Source organism: Enterobacter sp. N5-15 (assembly GCF_057221635.1).
On record NZ_CM170150.1, the window covers coordinates 3,326,222 to 3,345,631 of the forward strand.

The 19,410-nt window shown below is 56.9% G+C and carries 20 protein-coding genes; 3 read left to right on the forward strand and 17 right to left on the reverse strand.

Translation table 11 applies throughout. The annotated features are described in order from the left end of the window. Positions 1 to 4 precede the first annotated feature (4 nt). Together AC2TE5_RS15730 and AC2TE5_RS15735 are read left to right on the forward strand one after the other, a co-directional pair. Complete coding sequence (locus AC2TE5_RS15730; protein ID WP_484611973.1) at positions 5 to 898, forward strand: TIGR01777 family oxidoreductase; 894 nt, start codon at positions 5 to 7, stop codon at positions 896 to 898. A gap of 44 nt (positions 899 to 942) precedes the next feature. After that, positions 943 to 1,455 carry a GNAT family N-acetyltransferase gene (locus AC2TE5_RS15735; protein ID WP_484611974.1) on the forward strand — a complete coding sequence of 171 codons (513 nt, stop codon included), beginning with the start codon at positions 943 to 945 and terminating at the stop codon, positions 1,453 to 1,455. Positions 1,456 to 1,610: 155 nt separating this feature from the next. Here the strand turns inward: AC2TE5_RS15735 and hisP are convergent, their stop codons facing one another. From hisP to pdxB, 15 genes are all read right to left on the reverse strand, one after another. After that, a complete protein-coding gene (gene hisP / locus AC2TE5_RS15740) occupies positions 1,611 to 2,384 on the reverse strand; it encodes a histidine ABC transporter ATP-binding protein HisP (protein WP_045354320.1) in 774 nt (257 codons plus the stop codon). Positions 2,385 to 2,392: 8 nt separating this feature from the next. After that, entirely contained in the window at positions 2,393 to 3,109 is a 717-nt protein-coding gene (locus AC2TE5_RS15745) for an ABC transporter permease (RefSeq protein ID WP_008502590.1), read from the reverse strand. Next, on the reverse strand, positions 3,106 to 3,792 hold the full coding sequence (locus AC2TE5_RS15750; protein WP_014832782.1) for a histidine ABC transporter permease HisQ: 687 nt from the start codon (positions 3,790 to 3,792) through the stop codon (positions 3,106 to 3,108). The genes AC2TE5_RS15745 and AC2TE5_RS15750 overlap by 4 nt, the downstream gene beginning before the upstream one ends. An 88-nt stretch (positions 3,793 to 3,880) precedes the next feature. Further along, positions 3,881 to 4,663: a histidine ABC transporter substrate-binding protein HisJ gene (gene hisJ / locus AC2TE5_RS15755; RefSeq protein ID WP_024908950.1), complete on the reverse strand. Its 783-nt coding sequence runs from the start codon at positions 4,661 to 4,663 to the stop codon at positions 3,881 to 3,883. 226 nt (positions 4,664 to 4,889) lie between these two features. After that, positions 4,890 to 5,672: a lysine/arginine/ornithine ABC transporter substrate-binding protein ArgT gene (gene argT, locus AC2TE5_RS15760; protein ID WP_023312560.1), complete on the reverse strand. Its 783-nt coding sequence runs from the start codon at positions 5,670 to 5,672 to the stop codon at positions 4,890 to 4,892. 291 nt (positions 5,673 to 5,963) lie between these two features. Beyond that, entirely contained in the window at positions 5,964 to 6,533 is a 570-nt protein-coding gene (locus tag AC2TE5_RS15765; protein WP_029740194.1) for a UbiX family flavin prenyltransferase, read from the reverse strand. An 89-nt stretch (positions 6,534 to 6,622) separates the two neighbouring features. Further along, positions 6,623 to 8,140, reverse strand: coding sequence for an amidophosphoribosyltransferase (purF, locus tag AC2TE5_RS15770; RefSeq protein WP_024908947.1), 1,518 nt, complete (start codon positions 8,138 to 8,140; stop codon positions 6,623 to 6,625). 33 nt (positions 8,141 to 8,173) lie between these two features. After that, positions 8,174 to 8,662 (reverse strand): colicin V production protein, encoded by a 489-nt coding sequence (cvpA, locus tag AC2TE5_RS15775; protein ID WP_000262116.1) that lies wholly within the window; start codon positions 8,660 to 8,662, stop codon positions 8,174 to 8,176. 229 nt (positions 8,663 to 8,891) lie between these two features. Further along, on the reverse strand, positions 8,892 to 9,578 hold the full coding sequence (gene dedD, locus AC2TE5_RS15780; protein WP_063145402.1) for a cell division protein DedD: 687 nt from the start codon (positions 9,576 to 9,578) through the stop codon (positions 8,892 to 8,894). Beyond that, positions 9,568 to 10,836, reverse strand: coding sequence for a bifunctional tetrahydrofolate synthase/dihydrofolate synthase (gene folC / locus AC2TE5_RS15785; RefSeq protein ID WP_484611975.1), 1,269 nt, complete (start codon positions 10,834 to 10,836; stop codon positions 9,568 to 9,570). The genes dedD and folC overlap by 11 nt, the downstream gene beginning before the upstream one ends. 70 nt (positions 10,837 to 10,906) lie before the next feature. After that, positions 10,907 to 11,812 (reverse strand): acetyl-CoA carboxylase, carboxyltransferase subunit beta, encoded by a 906-nt coding sequence (gene accD, locus AC2TE5_RS15790; RefSeq protein ID WP_063145400.1) that lies wholly within the window; start codon positions 11,810 to 11,812, stop codon positions 10,907 to 10,909. 154 nt (positions 11,813 to 11,966) lie between these two features. Next, a complete protein-coding gene (locus tag AC2TE5_RS15795; RefSeq protein WP_029740198.1) occupies positions 11,967 to 12,626 on the reverse strand; it encodes a DedA family protein in 660 nt (219 codons plus the stop codon). A gap of 28 nt (positions 12,627 to 12,654) precedes the next feature. Further along, entirely contained in the window at positions 12,655 to 13,467 is an 813-nt protein-coding gene (truA, locus tag AC2TE5_RS15800) for a tRNA pseudouridine(38-40) synthase TruA (protein ID WP_213328131.1), read from the reverse strand. Beyond that, positions 13,467 to 14,480, reverse strand: a complete 1,014-nt coding sequence (locus AC2TE5_RS15805; RefSeq protein WP_024908943.1) for an aspartate-semialdehyde dehydrogenase — start codon at positions 14,478 to 14,480, stop codon at positions 13,467 to 13,469. The genes truA and AC2TE5_RS15805 overlap by 1 nt, the downstream gene beginning before the upstream one ends. 67 nt (positions 14,481 to 14,547) lie before the next feature. Then, positions 14,548 to 15,684: a 4-phosphoerythronate dehydrogenase PdxB gene (pdxB, locus tag AC2TE5_RS15810; protein WP_484611976.1), complete on the reverse strand. Its 1,137-nt coding sequence runs from the start codon at positions 15,682 to 15,684 to the stop codon at positions 14,548 to 14,550. Between the two features lie 113 nt (positions 15,685 to 15,797). On the opposite strand from pdxB, the gene flk reads away from it, so the two are divergent. Next, positions 15,798 to 16,802 (forward strand): flagella biosynthesis regulator Flk, encoded by a 1,005-nt coding sequence (flk, locus tag AC2TE5_RS15815; protein WP_484611977.1) that lies wholly within the window; start codon positions 15,798 to 15,800, stop codon positions 16,800 to 16,802. Positions 16,803 to 16,892: 90 nt separating this feature from the next. Here the strand turns inward: flk and AC2TE5_RS15820 are convergent, their stop codons facing one another. Further along, a complete protein-coding gene (locus tag AC2TE5_RS15820) occupies positions 16,893 to 18,071 on the reverse strand; it encodes an MFS transporter (protein WP_213328128.1) in 1,179 nt (392 codons plus the stop codon). Positions 18,072 to 18,139: 68 nt separating this feature from the next. Continuing rightward, positions 18,140 to 19,357, reverse strand: coding sequence for a beta-ketoacyl-ACP synthase I (fabB, locus tag AC2TE5_RS15825; protein ID WP_023312571.1), 1,218 nt, complete (start codon positions 19,355 to 19,357; stop codon positions 18,140 to 18,142). Positions 19,358 to 19,410 lie beyond the last annotated feature (53 nt).

A 19,410-nucleotide genomic window follows, 5' to 3' on the forward strand; every position in this document is an offset into this window, starting at 1 on the left:
TTGTATGAAGATTTTGCTGACCGGCGGTACAGGCCTGATTGGTCGTCACCTCATTGCGCGTCTGCAGGCCTTGCATCACGACATCACCGTGGTCACGCGCAGCCCGGAGAAAGCGCGCCAGGTGCTGGGGGCGGGTATCGATATCTGGAAAAATCTGGCCGAGCAGCAAAATCTGGACGGCTTCGACGCCGTCATTAACCTCGCGGGTGAACCCATCGCCGATAAGCGCTGGACGGAAGAGCAAAAACAGCTGTTATGCAGCAGCCGGTGGAACATTACCGAAAAGCTGGTCGAGCTCTTCCGCAATAGCCACACCCCGCCTTCGGTGCTGATTTCGGGTTCAGCGGTGGGCTATTACGGCGATCTCGGCGAGGTGGTGGTAACCGAGGAAGAGCCGCCCCATAACGAGTTTTCCCATAAGCTCTGCGCCCAGTGGGAGCGTATCGCCTCTGCAGCGCAAAGCGATCGTACCCGCGTCTGCCTGCTGCGGACCGGCGTCGTGCTTGCGCCGAAAGGCGGTATTCTGGCGAAGATGCTTCCCCCTTTCCGGCTCGGGCTCGGCGGCCCCATCGGCAATGGTCGTCAGTACCTGGCGTGGATCCATATCGACGATATGGTCAACGGTATTCTCTGGCTTCTGGATAACGATCTGCGCGGGCCGTTTAACATGGTTGCGCCGTATCCGGTGCGTAACGAACAGTTTGCCCACGCGCTGGGGCATGCCCTGCACCGCCCGGCGATATTGCGCGTACCTGCCACGGTCATTCGCCTGATGATGGGTGAAGCGTCCGTGCTGGTATTAGGCGGACAGCGGGCGCTGCCAAAACGGCTGGAAGCGGCCGGGTTCGCGTTCCGCTGGTATGAATTAGAAGAGGCGCTGGGGGATGTGGTGCGGTGAATATGTTACAGTGACAGGCCATGTTCCGAAGAAATGGCGTAACAATGGCAACCATCACCACTCCCCGGCTTCACCTCACTCCTTTCGAACCCACTGACTGGGCCTTCTTTCGCTCGCTGCGTGAAGATCGCAGCATCATGCGCTACATGGCCGCCATCGCGCCGGAAAAAGAGACCCGCCGCGCGTTTGCCGCGCGCCTGATGGCGGAGCATGTCTTCGTAATCCGCTCTCTGGAGGACGATACGCCGCTGGGCGATATTGGCCTGCAAATCAGCCCTGAGAATCGTGAAGAGGCCGATATCGGCTATACGGTTGTGCCTGCCGCGCAGGGAAAAGGGATTGCCAGCGAGGCGCTGCGCGCGGTGTGCGATTACGCGTTCAACCAGACCAGCGTGAAGGCGATTAACGCATATGTGCTGGCGGATAACGGCGGTTCGGTGCGGGTGCTGGAGAAAGCAGGGTTTGTGCGTACGCAGGTGCTGGAAAAGGCGTATGAAATTGACGGCGTGCGCTATGACGACTGGGTGTATCGGCTGGAGTATGCCGGCCGGCAATAGAATTTGTAGGCCCGGTAAGCGAAGCGCCACCGGGCGATTGGGCTGCACTGCGGGCTGATGCCCTCACCCCAACCCTCTCACACAGGGAGAGGGAGAACATCCAGCCCGTAGGCCCGGTAAGCGAAGCGCCACAGGGAGAGGGAGAAGGGCAAAATCTACTTCAAAGACCCCTTCAGGAACTGCTGCAAACGCGGGCTTTGCGGGTTCGCCAGCACCTCGTCCGGGTGGCCCTGCTCTTCAATTTTCCCCTGATGCAGGAAAATCACGTGGTTCGAGACGTTACGGGCGAAGCCCATCTCGTGCGTCACCACCACCATCGTTTTGCCCTCTTCGGCCAGCTTCTGCATGATGCGCAGCACTTCGCCAACGAGTTCCGGGTCCAGCGCGGAGGTCGGTTCGTCGAACAGCAGCACTTCGGGCTCCATCGCCAGCGCGCGCGCGATGGAGACGCGCTGCTGCTGACCGCCGGAGAGATGCACCGGGTATTTCATCTGCTGGCGCTCGTCGATACCCACTTTCGCCAGGTATTTCACCGCGCGCTCGCGGGCTTCCTGCTTGCTCAGGCCCAGCACCTGAATCGGCGCTTCCATCACGTTCTCCAGCACCGTCATGTGGCTCCAGAGATTGAAGTGCTGGAACACCATCGTCAGGCGCGTGCGCAGCAGGCGCAGCTGGTTTTTATCCGCGACCTTCAGCTGGCCGTCTTTGTCACGGACCAGGTTAATATTCTGCCCGCTCACCACAATCGAGCCTTCGCTCGGCTTTTCGAGGAAGTTGATGCAGCGCAGGAAGGTACTTTTACCCGAGCCGGATGAGCCGATGATACTGATTACATCGCCTGCATTAGCCTGCAGCGACACCCCTTTCAGCACTTCATGTTCGCCGTAGCGTTTGTGCAAATCAATAACGTTTAATTTGTTCTCAGCCATCATCTTTCTCAGTGCGTCGAAGAAGGTTTTATATGCTGCAACCAGCGTTTTTCAGCCTTACGGAACAGGCTAATCAAAACATAAGAGATAATTAAATAGAGCACCGCCGCAATGCCAAACGCGGTAAACGGCTGATAGGTCGCGGAGTTAATATCGCGCGCGATTTTGAGCAGATCCGGCACCGTCGCGGTAAAGGCGAGCGCGGTGGAGTGCAGCATCAAAATGACTTCATTACTGTACGCCGGTAGCGCGATACGCAGTGCCGACGGCAGAATAATGCAGCGATAAAGCTTCACTGAGGAAAAGCCGTACGCGCGCGCCGCTTCAATCTCACCGTAAGGGACAGAGCGAATTGCCCCGGCGAAAATCTCGGTGGTGTAGGCGCAGGTGTTGAGCGTCAACGCCAGCACCGTACAGTTCAGACCGCTGCGGAAGAACGCATTCAGCATCTCAGTGCCTTTTACGATCTCAAGCGTATACATCCCCGAATAGAACACCAGCAGCTGCACGTACAGCGGCGTACCGCGAAACACGTAGGTAAACAGCCAGATCGGGAACTGGATAAATTTATTGTTCGACACGCGGCCAATGGCAAGAAACACCGCCAGAATGCCGCCCATCACCACGGAGGAAATCAGCAGCCAGAGCGTAATAGCAACGCCGGTAAAGCGGTAGCCATCCGTCCACAGCAGGGATTTCCAGTATTCCTGAATAATCTCAATCACAGGTCAGCCCTCTTCACACCCACGGAGTAGCGACGCTCGAGCAGAAGCAGCACACCATTGGAGACGGTCGTAAAGACCAGATAAATCACGCCGCAGACCACCGCAAAGTAGAACGGCTCCCAGGTGCTCTTGCCCGCCAGCTGAGTCGCTTTCACGACGTCTTCCAGACCAAGCAGCGAGACCAGCGCTGTCGCTTTGAGGATAACCTGCCAGTTGTTGCCGATGCCCGGAAGCGCGTAGCGCATCATGGCCGGGAACATAATCCGACGAAACGTTTGTGAAGAGGTAAAACCAAATGCGGTTGCCGCCTCAATGTGGCCCTTCGGCACGGCCATGTAAGCGCCGCGGAAGGTTTCAGTGAAGTAGGCACCGTAGATAAAACCGAGGGTAATAATACCGGCCACCATCGGGTCGATATCAATTTGTCCCATGCCCATCGCGTCCGTTACGCTGTTCAGCGCAATCTGCAGACCGTAAAAGATAAGCAGCATCAGCACCAGATCGGGAACGCCGCGAATAAGCGTGGTGTAGCCTTCAAAAATTAGCGCCAGCGGTTTGTTAGCCGAAAGCTTCGCCCCTGCGCCTGCCAGACCTATCAGCACCGCCAGCACCACGGAGCTGATAGCCAGCTCAAGGGTGACAAGCGCGCCCTGTAAAATAACGCCAGAAAATCCGTACAGCATACCGCGAGCCCTGTCGTATCGTGAGTGGTGGAACCGTGTCTTATCCCCTCCCGCAGCGGGAGGGGCCGCACGTTATTTGACGGGGCGATTAGCCGCCGTAAACATTAAAATCAAAGTACTTTTTCGCCAGCTTGTCGTAGGTGCCGTCAGCGCGCATTTCAGCAAACGCTTTGTTCAGCGCCTCGCGCAGCTCGTTGTCTTCTTTGCGCAGGCCCATACCGGTGCCCACACCAAACAACTTCACGTCCTTAATGGACGGGCCGCCAAACTTGTAATCTTTACCCACCGGCGTTTTCAGGAAGCCTTCGCTTGCCGCGACTTCATCCTGGAATGCCGCATCAATTCGGCCTGCCGTCAGGTCAGCGTAGATATTTTCCTGGCCCTGGTAGGAGACGATTTCAATCCCCTTCGGCGCCCAGTGTTCGTTACCGTAAGTTTCCTGCGTGGTGCCCTGCAGCACGCCGACGCGTTTGCCTTTCAGGGACTCCAGCGTTGGCTGAACGTCAGAGGATTTAGCCACCACCAGACGAGAATCGGCCGCGTAGAGTTTGTCTGTGAAGGCAATCTCCTGCTGGCGTTTTTCGGTGATGGAGAGCGAGGACATAATCACGTCGATTTTTTTCGCTTTCAGGGATGGGATCAGCGCATCCAGCGGGTTCTCAACGTAGGTACACTGTGCTTTGATGCGTTTGCACAGCTCATTGGCCAGATCGATGTCAAAACCGACCAGTTCACCCTTTGAATTCTTCGATTCGAACGGCGCATAGGTTGGATCGGTACCAATCCGAATTTTCTGCGGAATGGCTGCGAATGCCGCGGTGGCGCTGGAAAAGGCCAGCACCAGAGATAGTGACAACACGAGTTTTTTCATATTTGTCCTCAACAAACTGTCTTCATACGGGATTTTTACGACGACGGGGTGGTGCTAATGTGCCATCAATCCCCTCTGTCAGGCAAAGACTAATGCCCTTCAGGCGGGAATTTTTGCATTATAAATGCGTAAGTATGCACAAAGCGATCCAACACGGTGCAACAAATGCACCGCATTGGGTCAACCGCTCCCGTAACGCACCTTTGCGGTGCGTTAGCGCCAGCTATTATTCACCGTATACGTTGAAGTCGAAGTATTTCTTCGCCAGTTTGTCGTAAGTACCGTCTTTACGCAGCTCTGCAAAGGCTTTGTCGAAGGCGGCTTTCAGCTCGGTATCATCCTTACGCAGGCCAATACCGGTGCCATCACCAAAGTATTTTTTGTCTTTTACCGACGGGCCTGCAAACGCATAGTCTTTACCCGCAGGCTGTTTCAGGAAGCCTTCGCTCGCGGCAACTTCATCCTGGAATGCGGCATCCAGACGGCCTGCGGCCAGGTCAGAGTAAATCAGATCCTGGTTCTGGTAAGCCACCACGTCTACACCCTTTTCACGCCAGGTAGCATTGGCATAACCTTCCTGAGTCGAGCCCTGAAGCACGCCAACATGCTTGCCTTTCAGCGAGTCGATGGTTGGCTTAATCGGGGAACCTTTCGGCGCAATCAGGCGAGAATCCGCGGCGTAGAGCTTGTCAGAGAAGGCAATCTCCTGCTGGCGTTTTTCGGTGATGGAGAGAGAAGAGATAATGGCGTCGATTTTCTTGGCTTTCAGCGACGGGATTAACGCGTCAAAGTCGCTGCCCACCCATGTGCATTTCACCGCAATGCGTTTGCACATTTCATTTCCCAGATCGATATCAAACCCCACGAAATCGCCTTTCGCATCCTTGGAAGAGAATGGCGCGTAGGTTGCGTCTGTACCGATACGAACCGTCTGTGGAAGCGCTGCGTAGCTACCTGCTGCCGCACTTAACCCCACGAGCAAAGACAGAGCCAGAACCGTCTTCTTCATACATTTACCCTCAAGTACCGTGATTTTATTATGTATTGTGTTGTGTGTTGTGTTGCAGGCTTCATCTTGCAGGTCTTATGCCACATTGCCGTCTGGTCAAAACTTCGACGTTAAATATGTTAATAAAACGTTGCGATATTGCCTTAATGGTGAAAGATAGCAGGTCTGCCGAACGAACCGGAAAGAGAAAAAGGGAAAAAACGAATTAAATGTCGAGGATATGATCGCCGTTGCATAATTGCCCTGAAACAGGGCAACGTCTCTTTTCATGCACTCTGTTTGTGCACAGAATCAGGCCCCTTGCCAGCGGGTGAAGAGATCTTCAGGCAGGTCGATGTCAAACTGATCCAGCACGCGGTTAACGGTCTGATTAATCACGTCATCCAGCGAGGTCGGGCGATGATAAAACGCCGGTACCGGCGGCATGATGATGGCACCAAGCTCAGCGGCCTGGGTCATCAAACGCAGGTGGCCGAGGTGCAGCGGCGTTTCCCGCACGCAGAGCACCAGGGGACGACGCTCCTTCAGCACCACATCCGCCGCGCGCGTTACCAGGGTATCGGTATAGCTGTTCACAATGCCTGAGAGCGTTTTAATGGAACAGGGCAGGATAACCATGCCGGCCGTTTTAAACGAGCCTGAGGAGATGCTGGCGGCGATATCACGGGCATCGTGAACCACGTCCGCCAGTGCCTGAACATCACGCAGGGAGAGATCGGTTTCCAGAGAGAGGGTCTGCCGCGCCGCCTGGCTCATCACCAGATGGGTCTCAACTTCCGCCACGTTACGCAGAACCTGTAATAGACGTACGCCGTAAATCGCGCCGCTGGCGCCGCTAAGCCCAACAATGAGTCGTTTCATGATTTTCGCCCTTACTGATTTCAGGGCAGACTGTGCAGGATTTTGCGGGGAGTTGCAAGTGAGGGCGTTCGCCCTCACCTGCCGGACCATCAACCTTCGTTGTGCATCTCTAAGCTTTCAAGATCGTTCTGCATCTGAACGGCTTTCGCATCGTCGTTGCGCAGAGAATCAAGATAGTCGAGGTACTGCTGGTCAACGTCTTTGGTCACGTAAATACCGTTGAACACGGAGCATTCAAACTGCTGAATTTCCGGGTTCTCGGCACGCACCGCGTCGATGAGATCGTTCAGATCCTGGAAAATCAGGCCGTCGGCACCGATGATCTGGCGAATTTCATCCACTTCACGCCCGTGAGCGATCAGCTCGTTGGCGGTTGGCATATCGATGCCGTACACGTTCGGGAAGCGAATCTCCGGCGCAGCAGAGGCCAGGTAGACTTTCTTCGCACCCGCTTCGCGCGCCATCTCGATAATCTGCTCAGAGGTGGTGCCGCGAACAATGGAGTCATCCACCAGCAGAACGTTCTTGTCGCGGAATTCCGCGCGGTTGGCGTTCAGCTTGCGGCGCACGGACTTACGGCGCAGGTGCTGGCCCGGCATGATAAAGGTGCGGCCAACGTAGCGGTTCTTCACGAAGCCCTGACGATATGGCTTGTCCAGAATGCGGGCGATCTCCAGCGCGATATCGCAGGAGGTTTCCGGGATAGGAATAACCACGTCGATGTCGAGATCGTCCCACTCGCGGGCAATCTTCTCGCCCAGCTTCGTGCCCATGTTGACGCGCGCGCTGTAGACGGAAATCTTGTCGATGAAGGAATCCGGGCGGGCAAAGTAAACGTATTCAAACAGGCACGGGTTGCTGACCGGGTTATCGGCACACTGGCGGGTAAACAGCTGGCCCTTCTCGGTGATATAGACCGCTTCGCCCGGCGCAACGTCACGCAGGAACTCAAAGCCCAGGGTATCCAGCGCCACGCTCTCAGAGGCAACCATATATTCGGTACGGCCATCGCCGAGGTCGCGTTTGCCGAGCACCAGAGGGCGAATGCCGTTTGGATCGCGGAAGGCCACCATGCCGTGACCGATGATCATCGCTACGCAGGCGTATGCGCCGCGGATCTGACGGTTTGTCGCGGCAATCGCAGCAAAGATGTTGTCTGCTTCCAGCGGGTAGTGACGGAAGTTATCCAGCTCGCTGGCGAACACATTGAGCAGGATTTCAGAATCAGAGGTGGTGTTAATGTGGCGACGTTTCTCTTCGAACAGCTTTTTACGCAGCTCATGCGCGTTGGTCAGGTTGCCGTTATGAGCAAGGGTGATGCCATACGGTGAGTTGACGTAGAAAGGCTGTGCCTCAGAGGCGCTGGAACTGCCAGCAGTAGGATAACGAACGTGACCGATCCCCATATTACCTTGCAGACGCTGCATATGGCGGGCTTCAAACACATCGTTTACCAGGCCATTCGCCTTGCGTAAACGGAAGCAGTTGTTTGCATCAATGGTGATGATACCCGCAGCATCCTGCCCACGGTGCTGAAGCACCGTTAACGCGTCATAAATCGACTGGTTTACCGGCATGAAACCGGCGATACCGACAATACCGCACATTCGTCTTTTCCTCGTTAAGCCACATCTCAGGGTTTATGCCCTGGGCAAAAAACTCGACGAGCTTTGCAGATAGTCAAAGAACCATCTGATGATGAAGCTGAACTCTGGAATGAGCTGCGATTTCTGCCAGTCTTCGCTTTTGGAGAACCCGGTAAAGGTATCCAGGAAGAACAGGATCGCGGCCACAATCAGCACGCCTCGTAACGCCCCGAAACAGATCCCGAGCACCCTGTCCGTTCCTGACAGACCGGTTTTCTCGACCAGCTGACCTATCACGTAATTCACGATAGCGCCGACAATCAGCGTTGCGATAAACAGCACCGCGATAGCGATTCCATTTCGGACCAGTTCATCTTCAAAGCCCGTGAACCAGACAGACAGGTAAGTGTAGTAATGACTGGCGACAAAGAAAGCACAACCCCAGGTCACCAGCGATAACGCTTCACGAACAAAGCCACGGATCAGGCTAACCAGACAGGAAAAACCAATCACCGCAATGATGGCGTAATCAATCCAGACCATATATGTCCCACGATTTAACGCCCTGTCATCCAGTTCGGGGCGAATTCTAACAGAAAAAGAAAACGTTTGCGTAGGGATTTCCTTCCCGCGCGTAAATAAAAAAGGCGCTGAAAAAATGTTCAACGCCACGGTCCATTTGACGTCTCTGTGGACGTCTGCTCCCCCCTCACCCCAGCCCTCTCCCTCAAGGGAGAGGGAGCTAACCACTCCGAGGATGGGTAAGATCTTATCAGTTCGCGCTGTAGCCCATCACCACACCGCTCAGGCCGGAGATCTGCTTCAGCTCACCGAGCGAACCTTTAAGCTTATCTTTGGACGCCTCTGGCCCCACGAGGATACGGGTAATTTTACCCTGCACCGGCGTGGAAGGTGAAGTGTAAACACGATATCCCGCACTGCGCAGTTTGCTCACGACCTCGTTGACCTTATCGGCGTTTTTCAGCGCGCCGAGCTGCACAACGTACGCTTTTCCGGTCGGTGCCGCGTCTTGTTTTGCCGGCGGTGGGGTTTCTGACGCGGCAGCCAGCTGCTCTGCGGCTTTATCCCGCTGCGGTTTCGGCTGCGGCTTCTCAACCGGCTTCGGTTTTTCAACAGGTTTAGGCTGCTCTACCGGCACCGGATCGATATCGCTGTTGCTGGCTGCCGCCAGGCGTGACGGATCGAGCGACGGTGCGGCGGCATCGCCTGCACGCACCTCTTCCGCCGCTCCTTCCGGAGGCTGAGCAGGCAGCGCCTGCGTCGCCGCTGGCAGCATATCCGGCTCATCACGGTCACCCGGTTTCGGCACCAGCGGAATAGCGGCAAACTCGTCCTGATAATGCTTTTTCTGCCCGTCGAGCAGACCCGGGAGAATAATCACCCCGAGCGCGACCAGCACAATGGTTCCTGTTAAACGGTTCTGAAACTTACTCGCCACCGGTTCTCCCCGCGTCCATCACTTCCATGACATGTGCCACCGTGTGGAATGACCCACACACCAGCACGGTATCTTCTGGTTTAGCATCCGCCATCGCGGCACGCCAGGCCTGAGCCACGCTACTGTAGATTGCGCCTTTGCCGAGATGTTCCATCAGCTGCTCAGCCGTCGCGCCGCGCGGCCCCTCCAGAGGAGCACAATACCAGCTATCGACCACACTCTCCATGCAGGCCAGCGTCCCGCCGATATCTTTATCATGAAGCATACCGATAACCGCCAGCACGCGCCCGGTTTTTGGTAACGATTTGAGACGTCCCGCGAGATACGCCGCCGCATGCGGGTTATGCGCCACGTCCAGAATCAGGCGCGGTGACTCGCTGACAATCTGGAAACGCCCGGGCAGAATTGCGTTCTGAATGCCGTCGCGGATCGCCTGCTCGCTGACCGCGAGGCCGCTGGCGCGCAGTGCCGCCAGCGCGGTTGCTGCGTTCGGCTGCGGCACCTGCGGCAGCGGCAGGTTGTCGAGCGCGCCCTGCGCGTCGCTAAAGCGCCAGCCGTTATCCTGGACCTCGTACTGCCAGTCAACGTCGCGGCGCAGCAGACGCGCGCCCTTCTCGTTTGCCACGTCAGCAATGGTGTATGGCATATCCGGCTCGCCGACCACGGCAGGCTTATTTGCGCGGAAAATACCGGCCTTCTCGCGGCCAATGCTTTCACGATCCGGTCCCAGCCAGTCGATATGGTCCAGCGCGATGCTGGTGACTACCGCCACGTCCGCATCGACCATATTGGTCGCATCAAGACGTCCGCCGAGGCCGACCTCAAGGATCACCACATCCAGCTGCGCCTGTTTGAACAGCCACAGCGCCGACAGGGTGCCGTATTCAAAATAGGTTAATGAGATCTCACCGCGCGCGGCTTCAATTTCCGCGAACGACGCCGTATGCGCCGATTCCGGCAGCTCGCTGTTCTGCACGCGAACGCGCTCGGTATAGCGGACCAGGTGTGGCGAGCTGTACACGCCAACTTTGTAGCCCGCGGCCATCAGGACAGATTCCAGCGTGCGGCAGGTCGTGCCTTTACCGTTGGTCCCCGCGACGGTGAACACGAAAGGTGCCGGTTTGAGCACATCAAGACGCGCGGCGACCTGGCTTACGCGCTCAAGCCCCATATCGATGGTTTTACTGTGCAGGTTTTCCAGATAAGAAAGCCACGCGGCCAGGGGCGACGTGGCTTGGGGAATGCTTTTATTTTCCATAATGCCCGGTTGTCATTAACAGATTAGAAAGCAAAAGGGCAGCGCCAACCGGCCCTGCCCTTTTCAGTTATCAGGCCTCGGGTTCCTGATCCGGTACCACCACGCCTTCGCGCGGCTCATCCGGGTTCGGCGCTGGCAGATTCATCAGCTTCGCCAGGACGCTCGCCAGCTTCAGGCGCATTTCCGGACGGCGGACAATCATGTCGATGGCGCCTTTCTCAATGAGGAACTCACTGCGCTGGAAGCCCGGCGGCAGCTTTTCACGCACGGTCTGCTCGATAACGCGAGGACCCGCAAAGCCGATCAGGGCCTTAGGCTCAGCGATGTTCAGGTCGCCCAGCATCGCGAAGCTCGCGGAAACGCCGCCCATGGTTGGGTCGGTCAGCACGGAGATGTACGGCAGACCGCGCTCCTGCATTTTCGCCAGCGCAGCAGAGGTTTTCGCCATCTGCATCAGCGACATCAGCGCTTCCTGCATACGCGCACCGCCGGAGGCAGAGAAGCAGATTAGCGGACAGTTGTCTTCCAGCGCCTGCTCTACGGCACGCACGAAGCGCGCACCGACCACGGAGCCCATTGAGCCACCCATAAAGGCGAACTCAAACGCAGCGGCAACAACCGGCATCTCATGCAGGGTGCCTTTCATGACGATCAGCGCGTCTTTCTCGCCGGTCTCTTTCTGTGCAGAGGCCAGACGATCTTTGTATTTTTTGGAATCGCGGAACTTCAGCACGTCTTTTGGTTCGAGTTCGCTACCCAGCTCTACCAGAGAGCCTTCGTCCAGCAGGCTATGCAGGCGGTTGCGCGCCGACATACGCATATGGTGGTCACACTTCGGACACACCTCAAGGTTGCGCTCCAGCTCTGCGCGATACAGAACCTGACCGCAGCTATCACACTTCGTCCATACCCCTTCAGGAATGCTCGCTTTGCGCGTTGGGGTAATGTTGCTTTTAATTCGTTCAATCCAGCTCATTGATAACCTTTCTGCCTGAACCTGGTCGTATGCCAGTTTTGCTATAAGAGGCGAATAATGCCATTTTTGCCTCCAACAGACCATGAATGTTGCACATTAAAACATAACAGCCCGAAACTTTGGATAAAAAAGTGGTCGAACCGCCAGCGTGCATTTACTTCGCTTGTTTTGCCGCCGCGCGTTTGTGACGAATGATTTCGATAACGCCCGGCAGTACGGAAAGCACAATAATCGCTACAATCAGTAACTTAAGATTTTCCTGAACGATCGGAAGATCGCCAAACAGGTAGCCTGCATAGGTGAACAGCAGTACCCACAGCAGCGCGCCAACCACGTTGTATGCCGCAAAATGACGATAGGACATATGCCCCATTCCCGCCACAAACGGTGCAAATGTACGCACAATAGGCACAAAGCGCGCAAGGATAATGGTTTTTCCGCCGTGGCGTTCATAGAACGCATGGGTTTTGTCTAAATAGCTGCGACGGAAAATTTTCGAATCAGGATTGCTGAAAAGCCGCTCACCAAACACACGTCCAATCGTATAGTTGACCGCATCACCGACAATAGCGGCAATCACCATCAGCACAACCATAAGATGCACGTTCAGATCGTTAGTGGGCAACGCCGATAGCGCCCCGGCAACGAACAGCAGTGAATCCCCTGGCAGGAACGGGGTAACGACCAGACCGGTTTCACAAAACAGAATAAGAAACAGAATGGCATAAACCCAGACGCCATACTGCGCGACCAGCTCTGCCAGGTGAACATCAATATGCAGGATGAAATCAATTAAAAAACGAATTACGTCCATATTGTCTAAACCCTAATTGCACCTTTGTTTAGTCCGCTAAAAATAGCGGACCCATTGGCGGTTTCGGCAGGTCAAACCGATCCGGATAGTCTACCGAGACCAGATACAACCCTTCCGCTTTCGCCGTGGCTGCCGCAAGCGTTCTGTCCTTCGCTGCAAGCAGGTCTGCAATCCAGCTCTCCGGCTGGTGTCCGGCACCCACTTCCATCAGGCTGCCCACAATATTCCTAACCATATGATGTACAAAGGCATTGGCTTTGATATCCACCACCACATACGCGCCAAAACGACTGACGTTTATGTGCATAACGTTGCGCCACGGCGTGCGGGATTGACACTGCACCGCACGAAACGACGTAAAGTCATTTTCACCAATCAGACACTGCGCCGCGCGATGCATACGTTCTGCATCAAGCGGCTCATAAAAATGCGTCACGCCCTGGCTTAGCACCGCCGGACGCAGGCGCTGGTTGTAGATGACATAACGGTAGCGACGCGCCGTGGCGCTGAAGCGCGCGTGAAAATCATCCGGCACAGCTTTTACCCAACGCACCGCAATGTCACCAGGCAAATTCGCATTTACACCCAGAGTCCAGGCAGCATCCTTACGCACAGCGGTGGTTTCAAAGTGAACCACCTGCCCCGTGCCGTGAACACCCGCGTCCGTCCGTCCTGCGCACAGGACGTTAATCGGCTCGTTTGCCACCTGAGAGAGCGCTTTTTCCAGCTTCTCCTGGACGCTGCGCACTTCGTTCTGACGCTGCCAGCCATAATATTTACTGCCATCGTACTCAATTCCGAGGGCAACTCTATGGACCGGCTTTTGTTCCACGTCTGACATCAGTACAGGTACTCCTGCACCAGTTTTTCAGCGATTTTGACCGCCATCAGCGCGCCGCCAAAGCGAACGTTGTCGGCAACGGACCAGAACTGAACCTGTTCCGGCATGCCGTAATCGTTACGCACGCAGCCAACGGAAAGATGCGCGCTGCCGGTGGCATCACCAACCTGGGTCGGGAACTCGCTCTCTTCAGAGAGCACGATGTCTTCACCGCGGCCAAACGCATCGCGCGCCTCTTCTGCCGCAAGCGGACGCAGGGCTTCGAAGCCGACCATCTGCGCGTGGCCGTAGAAGACCGGAGACTGCACGACGTTCGCGGAGATCATCAGGCCATCGTCCTGCAGAATTTTACGTACTTCATCGACGATACGACGCTCTTCGCGCACGGAGCCCTCGCGGTCCGGCAGCAGCGGCAGCATGTTGAACGCCAGCTGGCGGCCAAAGAAATCATCTTCATCAATCGGGATACCGTTCAGCAGCTTCGCGCTCTGCCCGGCCAGCGCGTCAACGGCCTTTTTGCCGTTCGCGGACGCGGAGAGCAGGCTGGTGACGGTAATGCGCGACAGGCCGCCGTCGTCGATCAGCGGTTTCAGGGCGGTCAGCAGCTGGCTGGTCAGGCTGTTCGGGACCGCAATGACGTTACGGTTGCGGTAGTCAGCCAGCACAAACGGGTTCACGTCCGGCACCACCAGCGGCACATCCGGCTCCATTGAGAACAGGCCGCTCAGGTCGATCACCAGGCAGCCTGCGTTGGTCGCTTCTTCAACGTACGCAGCAGTCGCTTCAGCACCCGCGGCGAAAAACGCCAGCTGCGCCTGCGTCCAGTCGAACGCTGCCGCGTCCTGGACCATAACGGATTTACTGTTAAAACGCAGATGCTCACCTGCGCTGTCGGTACGCGCCAGCGCATAGATGTCGCCCACCGGGAACTGACGCTCAGCAAGGGTTTCGAGCAGGGCTTCGCCCACGGCACCCGTGGCACCTAAAATGGCAATGTTCCAGCCTTCAGACATGGTGGTTTACTCCAGAAATAAAAAAGCGTCCCTGTCGGAGTATCCGACAGGGAGCATTAAGAAGACATTAACGTGCCGGGTGATGAACGGCGTTAAATCCCAGCTTATGCAGCAGCGTCGCCGCCGACGCGTCGTCGCACATCACATACAGGGAAGACCACTCGCGGCGCTCAACATAGTTCTTGCGCAGCTTATCAAACTCACCCGGGATCCCCGCCACTTTACGCAGCAGCGCATCATCGCGGCGCACATCATACACCAAATGCACCAGCCTTTTCAGCGTTGCCTGATCGAGCGGACCGTGCAGGGTAATGCGGCCAAATTCAGGCGCGGGGAGTAAGGTATCCAGCGCTACCTGCTGCGGATGGCCGATAAAAGTGCTGTAGGCCTCGAAAACCTGCGTCGTGCCGCGCGCTTTTCCCTCGAGGGTATAACCGGCGATATGCGCCGTGCCCACGTCCACCCTGTTAAGCAGCTCAACGTTGAGATCCGGCTCCGGCTCCCAGACGTCCAGCACCACGCTGAGGTCTTGACCTTCATTCAGACATGTCAGCAGCGCGGCGTTATCTACGACCGGACCACGGCAGGCATTTATCAGAATAGTGCCAGCCTTCAGACGACGGATCAGCGTCTCGTCAGCAAGATGCAGCGACTTATACGGCCCCTCTTTAAACAGCGGCGTGTGGAAAGTCAGCACGTCACACTGTTCGACCAGCTCGTCCAGCGAGCGGAAATCGCCCTCATCGCCGTTGTCTTTGCGCGGCGGATCGCACAGCAGCGTGCGGATCCCCAACGCTTCAAGGCGCTTTTGCAGGCGTCCGCCGACGTTACCCACGCCGACAATCCCCACGGTGCGGTCCTTCAGCGCAAACCCGTCGCGCTCGGCCAGCATCAGCAGCGAGGAGAAAACGTATTCCACAACGGCAATGGCGTTACAGCCCGGCGCAGCGGAAAAACCGATTCCAGCCTGCTTCAGCCACTGATCATCCACATGATCGGTCCCTGCCGTTGCGGTTCCGACAAACTTAATCGCTTTACCGGCGAGCAACGCCTCATTTACTTTGGTCACCGAGCGCACCATCAGCGCGTCTGCGTCATCCAGTTCGTTGACCGGGATCGGGCGACCAGGGACAGCCTTAACGTTACCCAGGCGGCTAAACAGCTCACGGGCATAAGGCATATTTTCATCAACGAGGATTTTCACGTCTGAGTACCTGTTTGAGAGGAAGAAAACCTGCCAAGTGTGCCATAATCTGGCCGCCAGGCATATACGTATACCTGGTTTACGCTGAGTTTTGACTTTAAGGATTTTTGACGATGCAGCCCATTTCAGGTACGCCGCCACGCCCTCCGGGTGAAGGCCCCGTCACGCCAAACGTTGCCGGTGAACAACCGCTATCCACGCAACAGCGCACCGTGCTGGAGCGACTGATCACGCGCCTGATTGCGCTGACTTCACAGCAAAACGCGGAAGTCTGGGCCGGGGTTAAGCATGATCTAGGCGTGAGGAACGACGCACCCCTGCAGTCGCGTCATTTCCCTGCTGCCGAGCAAAACCTGAACCAGCGTATCAATAACGCGCAGCAGAACCACACCACGCGCCAGATTGTTGCTCAGCTGACGGAGCTGCTGGGCCAGGGCAATAACCGCCAGGCGGTGAGTGATTTTATTCGCCAGCAGTATGGTCAGACCGCGCTGGGGCAGCTAACGCCCGACCAGCTCAAAACCGTGCTGACTCTGCTGCAGAACAACGAGCTGTCGATTCCGCAGCCTCAGGTGCGCCCGGCAACCGAGCGTCCGCTGCTGCCCGCCGAGCACAACACGCTCAAGCAGATGGTGACAAAGCTGGCTGCGGCCACCGGCGAACCGACGAAGCTTATCTGGCAATCCATGCTGGAGCTGTCCGGCGTGAAGGCGGGTGAACTGATCCCGGCCAAACAGTTTACTCATCTGGTGACCTGGCTCCAGGCGCGCCAGACGCTCAGCAGCCAGAATGCCCCTACCCTGCATACCGTCCAGGCGGCACTGAAGCAGCCGCTTGAGCCGCATGAGCTCGACGTGATTCGGGATTACGCTCAGCAAAACTGGCAGGCCACGCCACAAACGGTACTGACCACCGCGCAGGTGCAGGATCTGCTCAATCAAATCTTCGTTCGTCGCGCCGAGCGCGAGGGCGGCGTGCCGGAGGTGAGAAATATTCAGCCGATCTACAGCCCGCTGTTTGCGCCGGTCGTCGAGACGTTCAGAACGCTCTCTGCGCGTCCGGGGTTGATGTTTATTGCGCTACTGATCGCACTGGCGATTTTCTGGCTGGTTGCCTGAGGTTTTGCCCGGTGGCGCGACGCTTACCGGGCCTACAACGGCTCGAACCTTAGGCCGGGTAAGGCGCAGCCGCCACCCGGCAACAACGGCTCAAGTCCTGCGAAACGCCACCAGCGTCACCACGATCCCCACCACCGCAGAAACCGCACCGGCCAGGAAGACGGACGGATAACCAAAAGAGGTGGCTAACACCCCGGCCAGCGGCCCGGTTACCCCGTATGAGATATCCTGAAACGCCGCATAGCCGCCCAGCGCCGTACCGCGCACCTGCGGGGCCACGCGCTTCACCACTTCAACGCCCAGCGCCGGGAAGATCAGTGAACAGCCGCAGCCGGTTAGCGCCGCGCCAAGCAGCGCAACGGACGCCACGGGTGCATTCCACAGCAGCAGCAGACCCACGGTCTCTATCATCAGCGACGCTACCGCGACCTTCACGCCGCCGAAGCGATCCGGCATCCAGCCGAAAAGCACGCGCATCAGCACAAACGCGCCGCCAAACGCGGTAAGCGTAAAACCGGCCATCGCCCAGCCGCGGCTCATAAAATAGAGCGAGACGAAGGTACCAATCACCGCAAAACCCACGCCCTGCAGCGCCAGGCCAAGACCCGGCTGCCAGATCTGGCCGACCACGCTCCACAGGGAAGGACGCTCGCCTTTGTGCGCGGGCACCTTACGCACCGAACCGTTAAACGCCCACGCCAGCAGGGGTAAAACCATCGTGGTTGCGGCCAGCGCCGCAAATCCAAACTGGCTATTAATCAGCAGCCCAAGCGGTGCGCCTGCGGCCAGCGCGCCATAGATGGCCATGCCGTTCCAGGACATCACCTTGCCGGAGCGTGCTGGCCCCACCAGACCCATTCCCCAGGTCAGGGTGCCGGTCAGCAGCTGGCTTTCACCAAAGCCAAGGATTAAACGGCCCAGCACCAGCAGCGCAAATTTATACGCGGCGTCTACGGGCAGGAGAGCCGCCAGCAGCCATGCGCCGCCCGCCAGCCCACAGGCAAACATCCCCTGTAACGCCGAACGTTTTGCACCGTGCTGATCCGCCAGCCGTCCGGCGTAACCGCGGGTTAATACCGTGGCTAAAAACTGAATGCCCACGGCAATGCCGACCATGGTGTTGCCATAGCCCAGTTCCTGATGAACGAACAGCGGGATCACCGGCAGCGGCAGGCCAACGGTCATATAGGTTAGAAATACCGCAAAAGCGATGCGGAACAGCGAGGTGTTCCCGGACGTGGCGTTTTTTTCTGAGGTTGCGGCCGTCATGCATAACTCCGAATTCAGGCATAAAAAAAGGGAGCCATCAGGCTCCCTTCTACTATACATTCAAACGCTTATGCTTTCAGCTTACGCATTACCAGCGTGGCGTTGGTGCCACCGAAGCCGAAGCTGTTTGACATGACGGTGGTCAGCGTCGCGTCCATTGGTTTGGTCACGATGTTCAGGCCAGCAGCCTGCTCGTCCATCTCATCAATATTGATGCTTGGCGCGATAAAGCCGTTTTCCAGCATCAGCAGAGAGTAGATCGCTTCCTGCACGCCAGCCGCACCCAGAGAGTGACCGGTCATGGCTTTGGTCGCGGAGATCGCCGGGCTGTTGTCGCCGAAGACTTCACGGATCGCACCCAGCTCTTTCACGTCGCCTACCGGAGTAGAGGTACCGTGGGAGTTCAGGTAGTCGATTGGGGTATCAACGCCGTGCATCGCCATCTTCATGCAGCGCACCGCGCCTTCGCCGGATGGCGCAACCATGTCGGCGCCGTCAGACGTTGCACCGTAGCCCACGATCTCAGCGTAGATGTGCGCGCCACGTGCCAGGGCATGCTCGAGCTCTTCAACCACAACCATACCGCCGCCGCCAGCGATAACGAAACCGTCACGGTGCGCATCATAGGTACGGGAGGCTTTATCCGGGGTTTCATTGTACTTGGTGGACAGTGCGCCCATCGCGTCGAATTCACAGGCCATTTCCCAGCCCAGCTCTTCGCCGCCGCCAGCAAATACGATGTCCTGTTTACCCAGCTGGATCTGCTCAACAGCATTACCGATACAGTGTGCGGAAGTCGCACACGCGGAGCTGATGGAGTAGTTCACACCGTGGATTTTGAATGGGGTCGCCAGGCACGCGGAAACCGCAGAACCCATGGCTTTGGTGACCACGTACGGACCTACTGCTTTCAGACCACGCGGGCTACGCATTGCGTCAGCGCCGAATACCTGCGCTTTTGATGAGCCGCCGGAACCGGCGATCAGACCCACGCGCGGGTTGTTCTGATAAACCTCTTCACTCAGGCCGGAATCTTTGATCGCTTCCTGCATGGAGAGATAAGCATAAATAGAGGCATCGTTCATGAAACGAACCACTTTGCGGTCAATCAAACCGGTGGTGTCCAGTTTGACGTTACCCCATACGTGGCTACGCATACCTGAATCTTTAAACTCTTCAGAGAAAGTGATCCCGGAGCGTCCTTCACGCAGAGATGCCAGGACTTCCTGCTGGTTATTACCGATGCTGGAAACAATGCCCAGGCCAGTAATCACTGCACGTTTCATTCAATACCTCTGTAAGTCGCACTATAGTAAGTTTCGAGTCGCACAATAGCGTA